Origin of the sequence: Pseudomonas viridiflava (genome assembly GCF_900184295.1) — a bacterium.
Taxonomy (GTDB): Bacteria; Pseudomonadota; Gammaproteobacteria; order Pseudomonadales; family Pseudomonadaceae; genus Aquipseudomonas; species Aquipseudomonas viridiflava.
This window is the reverse complement of record NZ_LT855380.1, coordinates 1088621-1101922: the sequence shown is the minus strand read 5'-3', so window position 1 is coordinate 1101922 and position 13302 is coordinate 1088621. Positions and strand designations below refer to the sequence as shown.

At 59.0% G+C, this 13302-nt stretch carries 12 protein-coding genes and 1 pseudogene; 7 read left to right on the top strand and 6 right to left on the bottom strand.

The window, feature by feature from the left end; translation table 11 throughout:
• Positions 1 to 50: 50 nt before the first annotated feature.
• The 5 genes from rng to mreB all read right to left on the bottom strand — a co-directional run bounded on the left by rng (position 51) and on the right by mreB (position 4989).
• Positions 51 to 1508: a ribonuclease G gene (gene rng / locus CFBP1590_RS05290; RefSeq protein WP_004881565.1), complete on the bottom strand. Its 1458-nt coding sequence runs from the start codon at positions 1506 to 1508 to the stop codon at positions 51 to 53.
• Positions 1505 to 2107 (bottom strand): Maf family protein, encoded by a 603-nt coding sequence (locus CFBP1590_RS05285; RefSeq protein WP_088234595.1) that lies wholly within the window; start codon positions 2105 to 2107, stop codon positions 1505 to 1507. The genes rng and CFBP1590_RS05285 overlap by 4 nt, the downstream gene beginning before the upstream one ends.
• Before the next feature lie 63 nt (positions 2108 to 2170).
• Positions 2171 to 2662, bottom strand: coding sequence for a rod shape-determining protein MreD (gene mreD / locus CFBP1590_RS05280; RefSeq protein WP_004881567.1), 492 nt, complete (start codon positions 2660 to 2662; stop codon positions 2171 to 2173).
• A complete protein-coding gene (gene mreC, locus CFBP1590_RS05275) occupies positions 2655 to 3773 on the bottom strand; it encodes a rod shape-determining protein MreC (protein WP_080663415.1) in 1119 nt (372 codons plus the stop codon). Before mreC ends, mreD begins: the two co-directional genes overlap by 8 nt.
• Before the next feature lie 178 nt (positions 3774 to 3951).
• Positions 3952 to 4989, bottom strand: coding sequence for a rod shape-determining protein MreB (gene mreB / locus CFBP1590_RS05270; protein ID WP_002555108.1), 1038 nt, complete (start codon positions 4987 to 4989; stop codon positions 3952 to 3954).
• A 205-nt stretch (positions 4990 to 5194) separates the two neighbouring features.
• On the opposite strand from mreB, the gene gatC reads away from it, so the two are divergent.
• From gatC to CFBP1590_RS05240, 6 genes are all read left to right on the top strand, one after another.
• Positions 5195 to 5482: an Asp-tRNA(Asn)/Glu-tRNA(Gln) amidotransferase subunit GatC gene (gene gatC, locus CFBP1590_RS05265; RefSeq protein WP_004881569.1), complete on the top strand. Its 288-nt coding sequence runs from the start codon at positions 5195 to 5197 to the stop codon at positions 5480 to 5482.
• A 14-nt stretch (positions 5483 to 5496) separates the two neighbouring features.
• Positions 5497 to 6948, top strand: coding sequence for an Asp-tRNA(Asn)/Glu-tRNA(Gln) amidotransferase subunit GatA (gene gatA, locus CFBP1590_RS05260; RefSeq protein WP_004881570.1), 1452 nt, complete (start codon positions 5497 to 5499; stop codon positions 6946 to 6948).
• A gap of 10 nt (positions 6949 to 6958) precedes the next feature.
• Complete coding sequence (gene gatB / locus CFBP1590_RS05255) at positions 6959 to 8404, top strand: Asp-tRNA(Asn)/Glu-tRNA(Gln) amidotransferase subunit GatB (RefSeq protein ID WP_058432058.1); 1446 nt, start codon at positions 6959 to 6961, stop codon at positions 8402 to 8404.
• A 182-nt stretch (positions 8405 to 8586) separates the two neighbouring features.
• Positions 8587 to 8958, top strand: a complete 372-nt coding sequence (locus CFBP1590_RS05250) for a septal ring lytic transglycosylase RlpA family protein (RefSeq protein ID WP_043304859.1) — start codon at positions 8587 to 8589, stop codon at positions 8956 to 8958.
• A gap of 53 nt (positions 8959 to 9011) precedes the next feature.
• A complete protein-coding gene (locus CFBP1590_RS05245; protein ID WP_043304857.1) occupies positions 9012 to 10043 on the top strand; it encodes a calcium/sodium antiporter in 1032 nt (343 codons plus the stop codon).
• A gap of 39 nt (positions 10044 to 10082) precedes the next feature.
• Positions 10083 to 10466 carry a carboxymuconolactone decarboxylase family protein gene (locus CFBP1590_RS05240; RefSeq protein ID WP_088234594.1) on the top strand — a complete coding sequence of 128 codons (384 nt, stop codon included), beginning with the start codon at positions 10083 to 10085 and terminating at the stop codon, positions 10464 to 10466.
• Between the two features lie 122 nt (positions 10467 to 10588).
• Here CFBP1590_RS05240 and CFBP1590_RS05235 read toward each other — a convergent pair.
• Positions 10589 to 12151: pseudogene (locus CFBP1590_RS05235) on the bottom strand (LTA synthase family protein); the annotation flags it as partial.
• 227 nt (positions 12152 to 12378) lie between these two features.
• Between CFBP1590_RS05235 and CFBP1590_RS05230 the strand changes: the two are divergent.
• Complete coding sequence (locus CFBP1590_RS05230; RefSeq protein ID WP_058432056.1) at positions 12379 to 13137, top strand: COG4705 family protein; 759 nt, start codon at positions 12379 to 12381, stop codon at positions 13135 to 13137.
• Positions 13138 to 13302: the final 165 nt, after the last annotated feature.

The window sequence follows — 13302 nt, the reverse complement described above, 5'->3', positions numbered from 1 at the left end:
TGCCAGAACCCCGCCGGGCGCTTGTTGCAAACGGTTGAACGGTGACAATCTCAGAGCAGTACGACGTCGTATTGTTCCTGTGAGTACATGGTTTCTACCTGAAAACGGATCGTGCGACCGATAAAACTCTCAAGTTCGGCCACATTGCCGGATTCTTCATCAAGCAGACGGTCAACCACGCGCTGATTGGCCAGCACTCGATAGCCAACAGCCTGATAGGCGCGGGCCTCGCGCAGAATCTCACGGAATATCTCGTAGCACACGGTTTCAGGCGTCTTCAGCTTGCCGCGCCCCTGACAACAGTGGCAAGGCTCGCACAGCACTTGCTCCAGGCTTTCGCGGGTGCGCTTGCGCGTCATCTGCACCAGACCCAGCTCGGTGATGCCGATGATGTTGGTCTTGGCGTGGTCGCGCTCCAGCTGTTTTTCCAGCGTCCGCAGCACTTGGCGCTGATGTTCGGCGTCTTCCATGTCGATGAAATCGATGATGATGATGCCGCCCAGGTTACGCAGGCGCAGCTGCCTGGCGATGGCTGTCGCCGCCTCCAGGTTGGTCTTGAAAATGGTTTCTTCCAGATTGCGATGGCCGACGAACGCGCCGGTGTTGACGTCAATGGTGCTCATCGCCTCGGCAGGATCGACCACCAGATAACCGCCCGACTTGAGCGGCACCTTGCGCTCCAGTGCTTTCTGGATTTCGTCCTCGACACCATAGAGGTCGAAGATCGGTCGCTCGCCCGGATAGTGCTCGAGTCGGTCGGCGATTTCCGGCATCAGCTCGGCCACGAACTGCGTGGTCTTCTGGAAGGTTTCCCGCGAGTCGATGCGGATCTTCTCGATGCGCGGGCTGACCAGATCGCGCAAGGTACGCAGGGCCAGCCCCAGGTCTTCGTAAATGACGGTGGGCGGACTGACCGTCTTGATCTGCTCGCCGATCTGATCCCACAGCCTGCGCAGGTAGCGAATGTCCATCAGGATTTCGTCAGCGCCGGCGCCTTCGGCAGCCGTACGCAAAATGAAACCGCCCGCCTCCTTGATGCCTTCCAGCGCCACGCAATCACTGACGACCTTCTTCAGACGCTCGCGCTCGGCCTCGTCTTCGATCTTCAGGGAAATGCCCACATGCGCCGTACGCGGCATGTAGACCAGATAGCGGGACGGGATCGACAACTGCGTGGTCAGCCGCGCGCCCTTGCTGCCGATGGGGTCTTTGGTGACTTGCACCACCAGACTCTGACCGTCGTGCACCAGCGAAGCGATGCTTTCGACGGCAGGCCCTTCACGCATGGAAATTTCCGAAGCATGAATGAACGCTGCGCGGTCCAGACCGATGTCAATGAACGCGGCCTGCATGCCGGGCAATACCCGCACGACCTTGCCCTTGTAGATGTTGCCCACAATGCCACGGCGCTGGGTCCGCTCGACGTGGACCTCCTGCAGCACACCGTTCTCCACTACCGCCACCCGTGATTCCATCGGGGTGATGTTGATCAGAATCTCTTCACTCATGGCTCGTTACCTTCCAGGTATTGCCAACAGGGTATGCCGAAACCAGCGAGCAATTCTGCGGTTTCGCACAGAGGCAGACCAACCACTCCAGAATAGCTGCCTTGCAGATCGGCAACGAAGATGGCCGCCAGGCCCTGAATGGCGTAGCCGCCAGCCTTGTCCTGTGGCTCGCCGCTGGCCCAGTAGGCCTGGGCTTCGTGTGGCTGAATGGGGCGAAAACGCACGCGACTGGTGACCACACGGGTTTCGCTGCGCTGATGATCGACCAGCGCGATGGCGGTCAGTACTTCATGTTCGGTGCCCGACAGCGCTGCCAGCATGCCCAGCGCGTCGGCTTCATCCACCGGCTTGCCAAGAATCCGACCGCCTTGCACCACAGCGGTATCGGCGCCCATCACGCACACCGACTGACCGGACGACAGCACCGCAAGGCCGGCCCGTGCCTTGCCCAGTGCGAGGCGTTCGACGTATGCGGCAGGAGATTCGGAATCGAAGGGGGTTTCGTCGATCTGCGCACTCAGTACCGTGAAAGGAACACCGATCTGAGTGAGCAGTTCGCGACGGCGCGGCGAGCCAGAGGCCAGATAGAGCGAGGGCATAAGGACATCTCCGTGTCGGTGGCGGTGAACGCGTACGCTTCAGGCGCCGCCCTCACGCTGCGCTTAATTGATTTTCAAACGTATGCGCAATCCACGCAGGCCATAACTGACCCAAGGCCACAACAGGGCACTGACCAGCGCGGGCAGAACCAGCGCCAGCGTTGGCTGACGGTTGCCGGTCAGGGCGCTGAGCCACAGCTGTGCAAGCTGCGCCAGACCGAACACCACCAGCAACACCAGGCATTGCTGCCACATCGGGAACATGCGCAAACGCTGCTGCAAAGACATGACGAGGAACGTAATCAGGGTCAGGATCAGCGCGTTCTGGCCCAGAAGAGTGCCATACAGCACATCCTCCATGAGGCCCAGAATCCACGCCGTGGCCATGCCATATTTATGAGGCAGCGCCAGTACCCAGAACGTCAGCAGCAAGGCGAGCCAGAGTGGACGGAAGATTTCCATGAACTGCGGCAGCGGCGAAATGCTCAACAACAAGCCGATGGCAAAGGTCAGCCAGACGACCCAGCCGTTGCGTCCGGAAACATGACTAACCATCGATACGCTCCCGAGTGCTGGAAGGTGAAGAAGCCGGGGGCTGTGAAGATGCAGGACGCGAGGCAGGTCGTGCAGCAGGCGTTGCCGGTGCGGCGGCAGGCGTTGGCGTGGCGCTCTGGGCAGCCGGTTTGTGCGTCGTCGTGCTGCCCGGGAATACCGGCGCAACAGGCTGCGGCCACATCGGAAACGCTGGCGTGGGCGGCGGCAGGGTCGGGATCGCGGCAGGCTCGAGGCCCTTGTCGAACGATTCCTGCGCCTGTGCAGCATCGGCGGCACGCTCTTCCGGCGTACGGCTGTCGGAGAACACCAGCAGCAGGTTGCGGCTGCGATTCAGCGCAGCGGTCGGCACGGCACGCACGATCGCGAACGGCTGGCCGGAGTCATGAATGACTTCCTTGACCGTTGCCACCGGATAACCCGCAGGGAAACGCTGCCCTAGACCGGAACTGACCAGCAGGTCGCCTTCCTTGATGTCTGCAGTATCGGCGACATGCCGCAACTCCAGACGCTCCGGGTTGCCGGTGCCGCTGGCAATGGCGCGCAGCCCGTTGCGGTTGACCTGAACAGGGATGCTGTGGGTGGTGTCGGTGAGCAGCAGGACACGCGAGGTGTAAGGCATCAGCTCGACCACCTGCCCCATCAGGCCCCGTGCATCGAGCACTGGCTGACCCAGCACGACGCCATCACGCTCACCCTTGTTGATGATGATGCGATGGGTGAACGGATTCGGGTCCATGCCGATCAGCTCGGCGACCTCGACCTTCTCGTTCACCAACGCAGAAGAATTCAGCAACTCGCGCAGACGCACGTTCTGCTCGGTCAATGCCGCCAGCTTTTGCAGGCGACCTTGCAGGAGCAGGGCTTCGGTCTTGAGTTTTTCGTTTTCGGCGATCAGCTCGGTGCGGCTGCCGAACTGGCTGGCGACACCCTGATAGAGACGCTGTGGCAGATCGACGATCCAGTAGGACTGCATCAACACCAGCGACATCTGACTGCGCACGGGCTTGAGGACCGTGAAGCGAGCGTCAACCACCATCAACGCCACAGACAACACAGCCAGCACCAACAGGCGTACGCCCAGCGACGGGCCTTTTGCGAAAAGCGGTTTAATAGGCCGCTCCTCCCGGGCATGCAATCGACGGATCTAGCTTCAATTGGCTGTTATTCATGCGGTATGGAACCGGCCTGGACAGATGAAAGAAATAGGCACCATGTTACTCAGCCTGACGCATACAGGTAGCACAAGTGCTACCCGTATACAAAAAGCCAATGAGCGGCACCCCGGCGAATTACTCGCTGGAGAGCAGATCCATGGTGTGCTTATCCATCATTTCCAGCGCACGGCCACCGCCACGCGCCACACAGGTCAACGGGTCTTCGGCAACGATCACCGGCAGACCGGTTTCCTGCGCCAGCAGCTTGTCCAGATCGCGCAGCAACGCACCACCACCGGTCAGTACCAGACCACGCTCGGCGATATCCGAAGCCAGTTCCGGCGGCGATTGTTCCAGGGCGCTTTTCACGGCCTGAACGATGGTCGCCAGCGACTCCTGCAGTGCTTCAAGCACTTCGTTGGAGTTCAGCGTGAAGGCACGAGGAACGCCTTCAGCCAGGTTACGGCCACGTACGTCGACTTCACGCACTTCACCACCCGGGTAGGCAGTACCGATTTCCTGCTTGATGCGCTCGGCAGTGGATTCGCCGATCAGGCTGCCGTAGTTGCGACGTACGTAAGTGATGATCGCTTCGTCGAAACGGTCGCCGCCCACACGTACGGATTCGGCATAGACCACGCCGTTCAGGGAGATCAGGGCGATTTCAGTGGTGCCGCCGCCGATGTCGACAACCATCGAACCGCGTGCTTCTTCAACCGGCAGACCGGCACCGATGGCAGCGGCCATGGGCTCTTCGATCAGGAATACTTCACGTGCGCCTGCACCCAGGGCCGACTCGCGAATGGCGCGGCGCTCAACCTGGGTGGATTTGCACGGAACGCAGATCAGCACACGAGGGCTGGGCTGCAGAAAGCTGTTTTCATGGACCTTGTTGATGAAGTACTGAAGCATCTTCTCGCAGACGCTGAAGTCGGCGATGACGCCATCCTTCATGGGGCGGATGGCTGCAATGTTGCCTGGAGTACGGCCCAGCATGCGCTTGGCTTCCGTACCGACGGCCACGACACTCTTCTGGTTGCCGTGAGTACGGATGGCAACGACAGAGGGCTCATTCAGAACAATACCGCGCTCACGCACGTAAATAAGGGTGTTGGCAGTGCCCAGGTCGATGGATAGATCACTGGAAAACATGCCACGCAGTTTCTTGAACATGGGAAAGGGACCCTAGGGAACGCGTGGGTAAAAAAGTGCGGCAAACTCTAACAACGACAGGGATTTTGGGCAAGGAGCCAATATGTTAAATTGGCGCTTTTATAAACAAGACCCTCGACGTTAGCGGCTTGAGACCGCAGAAACACGATAGTGTTCCGCAACTGGTCACAAAGCAAATTCGCTCGTATTCCACTGGAGATCCCCCATGGCGCTTGAACGCTCCGACGTGGAAAAGATCGCTCATCTGGCCCGACTGGGCCTCAATGACGCCGATATCCCACGTACCACCGAAGCCCTCAACAGTATTCTCGGGCTGGTCGATCAGATGCAGGCGGTTGATACCACCGGCATCGAACCCCTGGCCCACCCGCTGGAAGCCTCTCAGCGCCTGCGCGATGACGCCGTTACCGAACGAAATCGTCGCGACACTTACCAAGCCATCGCACCAGCCGTCCAGGACGGGCTTTATCTGGTTCCGAAAGTCATCGAGTAAGGGAAAGAGCCTGCATGCATCAAATGACTCTGGCCGAGATCGCCCGCGGACTCGCCGAAAAGAAGTTTTCCTCTGAAGAACTGACCCGTGTCCTGCTGTCGCGCATCGCGCAGCTCGACCCTCAGCTCAACAGTTTCATCAGCCTGACCGAAGACCTGGCCATCACCCAGGCCCAGGCTGCGGACGCACGCCGTGCCGCCGGTGAGAATGGCGCCCTGCTCGGCGCCCCGCTGGCGCACAAGGACCTGTTCTGCACCCAGGGCATCCGCACCAGCTGCGGCTCGCTGATGCTCGACAATTTCAAGGCTCCGTACGACGCCACCGTGGTTTCCCGACTGGCCTCGGCCGGTACGGTGACGCTGGGCAAGACCAACATGGACGAATTCGCCATGGGTTCTGCCAACGAGTCGAGCCACTACGGCGCGGTAAAGAACCCCTGGAACCTTGAATGCGTTCCAGGCGGCTCGTCCGGTGGTTCCGCTGCGGCCGTTGCGGCGCGCCTGCTGCCTGCCGCGACCGGCACCGACACGGGCGGCTCGATTCGCCAGCCTGCCGCACTGACCAACCTGACCGGTCTGAAGCCGACTTATGGCCGCGTGTCGCGCTGGGGCATGATCGCCTACGCGTCAAGCCTCGATCAGGCGGGCCCCATGGCCCGCACAGCAGAAGACTGCGCGCTGCTGCTGCAAGGCATGGCCGGTTTCGATCCGCAGGATTCCACCAGCATCGACGAGCCTGTCCCGGATTACTCGGCAACCCTCAATACCTCGCTCAAAGGCCTGCGTATCGGTTTGCCCAAAGAGTATTTCAGCGCAGGTCTGGACCCGCGGATTGCGCAACTGGTCCACGAAAGCGTCAAGGAGCTGGAAAAGCTCGGCGCCATCGTCAAGGAAATCAGTCTGCCTAACCTGCAGCACGGTATCCCGGCCTATTACGTCATCGCACCGGCAGAGGCATCGTCCAACCTGTCGCGCTTCGACGGCGTGCGTTTCGGCTATCGCTGCGAAAACCCGAAAGACCTGACCGACCTGTACAAGCGTTCGCGCGCCGAAGGTTTCGGCCCGGAAGTGCAACGCCGCATCATGGTCGGCGCCTACGCCCTGTCGGCAGGCTATTACGATGCCTACTACCTGCAGGCCCAGAAGATCCGTCGCCTGATCAAAAACGATTTCATGAACGCCTTCGCCGAAGTCGACGTGATCCTCGGCCCGACCACGCCGAACCCGGCCTGGAAAATCGGCGCCAAGACCAACGATCCGATTGCCGAATACCTGGAAGACTTCTACACCATCACCGCCAACCTCGCGGGCCTGCCGGGCCTGTCGATGCCTGCGGGCTTCGTCGAAGGTCTGCCGGTGGGCGTGCAACTGCTCGCCCCGTATTTCCAGGAAGGCCGTCTGCTCAACGTCGCGCACCAGTATCAGCAGGTCACCGACTGGCACACTCGCGCACCTGAAGGCTTCTGAGGAGAAACACATGCAATGGGAAGTCGTCATCGGGCTGGAGATTCACACCCAGCTTTCGACCCAATCGAAGATTTTTTCCGGCAGCTCCACGACGTTCGGTTCCGAGCCTAATACCCAGGCCAGCCTCGTCGATCTGGGCATGCCGGGCGTATTGCCGGTCCTGAACAAGGAAGCCGTGCGCATGGCCGTCAAGTTCGGCTTGGCAGTGGATGCAGAGATCGGCCAGCACAACGTGTTCGCCCGCAAGAACTACTTCTACCCTGACCTGCCCAAGGGCTACCAGATCAGCCAGATGGAACTGCCGATTGTCGGCAAGGGCCACCTGGACATCACGCTGGAAGACGGCACGGTCAAGCGCATCGGCATCACGCGCGCGCACCTTGAAGAAGACGCGGGCAAAAGCCTGCACGAAGACTTCCAGGGCATGACCGGTATCGACCTTAACCGCGCAGGCACGCCGCTGCTGGAAATCGTTTCCGAGCCGGACATGCGCAGCGCCAAGGAAGCCGTCGCTTACGTCAAGGCGATCCACGCGATGGTTCGTTACCTGGGCATATGCGATGGCAACATGGCCGAAGGCTCGCTGCGCTGCGACTGCAACGTGTCGATCCGTCCAAAAGGTCAGGTCGAGTTCGGTACCCGCTGCGAGATCAAGAACGTCAACTCGTTCCGCTTCATCGAGAAGGCGATCAACAGCGAGATCCAGCGCCAGATCGACCTGATCGAAGACGGTGGCAAGGTCATCCAGCAGACTCGCCTGTATGACCCGAACACCAACGAAACCCGCGCCATGCGCAGCAAGGAAGAAGCCAACGACTACCGTTACTTCCCCGACCCTGACCTGCTGCCGGTGATCATCGAGGATTCGTTCCTGGAAGAAACCCGCGCCACGCTGCCGGAATTGCCGCCGCAGAAACGCGAACGCTTCCAGAGCCAGTTCGGTCTCTCGACCTACGATGCCAGCGTGCTGGCCTCCAGTCGCGAGCAGGCGGACTATTTCGAGCAGGTAGTCAGCATCAGCGGCGACGCCAAGCTGGCCGCCAACTGGGTCATGGTCGAACTGGGCAGCCTGCTGAACAAGCAAGGTGTCGAGATTGAACATTCGCCAGTCAGCGCCGAACAGCTGGGCGGCATGCTCAAGCGCATCACCGACAACACCATCTCCGGCAAGATTGCCAAGATGGTGTTCGAGGCGATGGCCAATGGCGAAGGCAGTGCCGATGAAGTCATCGAGAAGCGCGGTCTGAAGCAGGTGACTGACAGCGGTGCCATCGAGTCGATGCTCGACGAGATGCTCGCGGCCAACGCCGAACAGGTCGAACAGTACCGCGCCGCAGACGAAGCGAAACGCGGCAAGATGTTCGGTTTCTTCGTCGGCCAGGCGATGAAAGCGTCCAAAGGCAAGGCCAACCCGCAGCAGGTAAACGAACTGCTCAAGGCCAAGCTGGAAGGTTGATACCTGAAAGAGATTGATCGTGCCAATGCTCCGCGTTGGCACGCATCCCGGGACGCTCTGCGTCCCATTTGGCACGAAACAGGTCCATGCGCCCGGACGCGGAGCGTCCCCAGAGGCATTCCCACGCAGAGCGTGAGGAACGATCAGCGTATGAACTTCCACAGGCACTCAGGACCCGACCCATGCGCCGACTTCTTTCTGCCTGCAGCCTGCTGACGTTACTGGCCGGCTGTTCCAGCAACAGCCTCATCGATCCCCACGGTTACGATGAGACCGGACGCGCCTCGTATTACGGCTCACAGCATCACGGCAACCGCACCGCCAGTGGTGAACCTTTCAACCAGAACGCCTTGACCGCCGCTCACCGGCGATTGCCCTTCGGCACGCGCGTCAAAGTGACCAATCTGAACAATGACGAATCCGTCATCGTGCGCATCAATGATCGCGGCCCTCACACCCGAGGCCGACTGATCGATGTCTCTCGCAAGGCAGCCGAACAACTGGGTATGCTGCGCAGCGGCACCGCCCCCGTACGCATTCAGGCCCTCGACTAAGGACGCCCGCAATTCTCCAGCTATCGACACTGCCCGCCCCTGCCCTGATCCAGATGGTCGTCGGCCTTCTTTTACTGCTGATCGGCGCCGAGCTGTCGGTTCGATCGGCCGTCCACCTTGCAGCCCTGTTCAAGATCAGACCTCTGATCATCGGCCTGACGGTCGTGGCGATGGGCACCAGCGCACCGCAAATGGCTGTCAGCCTCCAGGCCGCGTTCTCGGACAACACCGACATCGCCGTGGGCAGCGTGATCGGCGGCAATATCTTCAGCGTGCTGGTGATTCTGGGCCTGTGCGCCCTGGTCACCCCGCTGCGAGTTGCGCGCCAGGTACTGCGGGTCGACATCCCCCTCATGATCGGCGCCTGCCTGCTGGTGATCGCCCTGTCATTGACCGGTGAGTTCAGCAAGTTCGACGGTGTTTTGTTGCTGGCGGCTCTGCTGGCCTGCCTGTTCATTGTGGTCCGCCAGGGCGGCCATGCACCTCGCCACGGCCATGCAGACACGACAGAAAAGCCTCGAGCCCTGATGCGCATCGCCATGCTTGCAGGCGGCTTGCTGCTGTTGACGTCGGGCGGGCATCTGCTGGTTGATGCGTCAGTCGTGATCGCGATCAACCTGGGGCTGTCCGAGCGCATCATCGGCCTGACCGTCATCGCCATCGGTACTTCGCTGCCCGCCCTGATGACCTCGCTGATCGCAGCAATGCGCGGCGAGCGTGACATTGCCGTGGGTAACGTGATTGGCAGCAATCTGTTCAACCTGCTGGGTGTGCTGGGGCTGACTGCACTGGTCGCGCCGGTGCCACTGACCATCTCGCCCAACGCGCTGGTTTTCGACCTGCCGATCATGCTCGGCGTCGCTGTGCTGTGCGTGCCGTTGTTCTATTCCGGTTACCGGATAGATCGCATCGAAGGCCTGTTTCTGCTGTCGCTGTATCTGACCTATGGGCTGCATATCGTCTCAATCAGCACCGGCATGCTGCTGGCCGAACGGCTTGAAGGCATGATGCTCAGGTTCGTTGTGCCGCTGCTCGGGGTTATCGTTGCCTTTGGCGTCGTCCGCGCCTGGCGACGGCAGCACTGATTCACAGACGTCCGCCTCTAACGCCACAGGAGAAATGCCATGACAGACAAGACTATCAGCGATGGCGAGCAGATTCGTCGCCAGGTGATGGGCGATGCCTACGTCGACCGAGCGCTGGGCAACGCTACTGACTTCAGCCAGCCGCTGCAGGACTTCGTCAACGAGCACGCGTGGGGCAGCGTCTGGAGTCGCGAAGGCCTGCCGCTGAAAACCCGAAGCCTGATCACCCTGGCAACCCTGACCGCACTCAAATGCTCACAGGAACTGAAGGGCCATGTACGCGGCGCGCTGAATAACGGCTGCACGGTTGACGAGATTCGCGAAGCGCTGCTGCATTGCGCCGTGTATGCAGGCGTACCGGCTGCCATCGAAGCGTTTCGCGCCGCGCAGGAAGTGATCGACAGCTACGTGAAAGCCGACTAGTCCCGACGAATACGTCACCCGAACCCGGAACAATACGCTTCAGGGCGCAAATTGAAGTCTATGTCCGGGTTGAAACGGGAACAGCCCGACTGTCCAGTCGGGCCGAGCACGTGTCTGCGTTGCTACTTCGCACTTGCAGAGGCGTTCGACCATCCTAAAAGCTGATGCTTGAAGCCGTGGCTCGCAGCTTGATAATAGGTAATGGCACGAGCAACCAACGGATCGGTTTCCTGCGCCGCTGTTTCAAGACTTACGCCTAACGCATCATCATGACGCCTCAGCCCGTTGCGCGGGCTGAGAATGGCAAGACTCTGTCCATCGAAGAGCCCCAGATGCTAGTAATTACCCAGCACCACACGGGGTGGCAGCGTAGGCGCAAGTTGCAGATCCCGGCCAAAAAAAGTCGATTCATAGCTCATATCAAGCAGTCCCAGCACCGTCGGCGCCAAGTCAATCTGACTGGCCAACTGATTATCATCCTTTGGCTGCACGACTTTGGGCGCATAGATGAAAAGCGGGATCTGATAGTTCACCACGGGCAAGTCCTCCTTGCCTGCACTGCCAGCGGTGTGGTCCGCGACGAAAATAAAGATCGTATCGTCAAACCAGGGCTTCTGCCTGGCAGCAAGCAGGAATTGCCCGATGGCATAATCCGTATACTTCACGGCCCCCTCGCGGCCTTTACCGGATTTGATGTCAATTCGGTTGTCAGGGTACGTGTAAGGACGGTGGTTTGAGGTGGTCATCAGTTGAAGCAGAAAGGGCTTGCCCGTCGCAAAGTCTGCATCTGCCAGCTTGATCGCCTGCGTGTAGAGGTCCTCATCAGCCATACCCCAGGCGTTCTTGAAGTGAATGTCCGACTCGGCAACGCTGCTCTGATCGACCACTCGATAGCCGTTGCCACTAAAGAATGCATTCATGTTGTCGAAGTAACCGCGGCCGCCATACACAAATACGCTGTCATATCCCACTGCAGAAAGCTGCTGTCCGAGGCTCGCAAAGCCACCCTCGCGACCTATCCGCTTTACGATCGAGCGACCAGGTGTAGGCGGTATGGAAAGCGTGATGGCTTCAAGACCTCGATCTGTCCGAGTCCCGGTTGCATAGAAATTGCTGAAGTAGAGGCTGTGCTTGCGCAATTCATCGAGATTGGGCGTCAGGTTGCGAACATCTCCATTGCTGCCCATGTATTTCGCGCTGAAGCTCTCAATCGTGACCAGCACGACATTCAGTTTTTTTGCCGTGCCCTGGCGCATGATTCTGCGACGGATGTCCATAGGGTCGGTGCCCGTGAATACGGCTCCGGACTCATTCAATTCAGCGCGAACATGGGCTCCAACCTGATCAGGCGGGAGGCTGGCGAAAAACTGTCCGTAATCCAGTTCGTTATTACGAAAAGCGGCAAAGAACTGGTAAGGCCCGTTGCTTGCCAACTCATTGTGGTAAGTGTTTCCACCACGCCCCCTTGGGGTGTCCTGATCGATCAGCATCAGGCTTGCTGACATCAACACACAGAGCGAAGCAAGTGCAACGACGCGGGTACGCCAGTCAGGCAAGGGCGCATCGAGAATTCGCCAAAGTGTTTTATGCAGCGCCCAACTGAGCGTCAGTGCCGAGACACCCAGTGCCGTCAGCAACGTGCCCATGGGGTATGACTCCAACAGGTTGTTCAATACCTCATCCGAACTACCGCGCAACACCGCTTGGTGGCCTGCAATCCCGACTTGGGCCTAGGCGATCCACAAACACAGCGTTTGTTGATTGAAGCATTGCGGCGAATGACTTCACGCTGAGATCAGCTACCTTTTTTTCATCTTCACTATACAAATATTCAACATGCATATCCTGATCATGAGCTTCAGTAGGCACCTACCTTCAGCCTGCACCATCGGTTAATCGGCCAGGTTTTAACATGAATAAACTACCTAAAATTACGCTCGCGTTTTGGATAATGAAAATTTGCGCGACCACGCTTGGTGAGACTGCAGGCGACTTGTTGTCCATGACCTTGGACGTCGGTTATGCTATCAGCTCGCTAATTCTTGTAAGTGTTTTTGTCGTAACTCTTCTCATGCAGCTTGCCAGCAAACGCTACAACCCGGCCCTTTACTGGGTTGTAATCCTGTCCACCAGCACTGCTGGCACCACTATCTCCGACTTTATGGATCGTACATTGGGCCTTGGTTATGCAACTGGCTCGGCGATTTTGATCGCAGTGTTATTGGCAGTTTTTTCAGTGTGGTACTGGAGCGAAAAATCACTATCGGTTAACCGTATAACCTCGCTCAAAGCGGAGCTTTTCTACTGGATTGCAATTCTGTTTTCTAACACGCTTGGCACCGCTCTAGGCGATTTCCTCGCTGATGACTCAGGTCTAGGTTTCATGGGGGGCGCGCTTCTTGTAGGCAGCGGCATCGCCATAGTCGCGGCGCTACATTACACAACAAAACTATCTTCTGTGGCTTTGTTCTGGATAGCCTTTGTGCTGACACGTCCCTTTGGTGCAACACTCGGAGACGTGCTTACCAAGCCCTATTCAAAAGGAGGCCTGGACTTCGGCACCGTGGGTTCCTCAGCGGTACTACTGGGGATTCTCCTGACTATGATTGTAGCTGCGACTATGTATAACCGCAGAAGAACACATAGGTATGATCAGATTTCTGATCGCTGATGAGAAGATTAGGCTGAACGGCGGCTTCTCCGACAGAGGGATGGCTCACATCGACAGTATGAAGATGACTTTCGCCGTCCACTGGAAGCGTTCCAAAGCTTATCCTACCGGAGCCATCTTGGGCCGTGGACAAGGCAACCGGGGCTCTAGTAGGACTCTCTGATC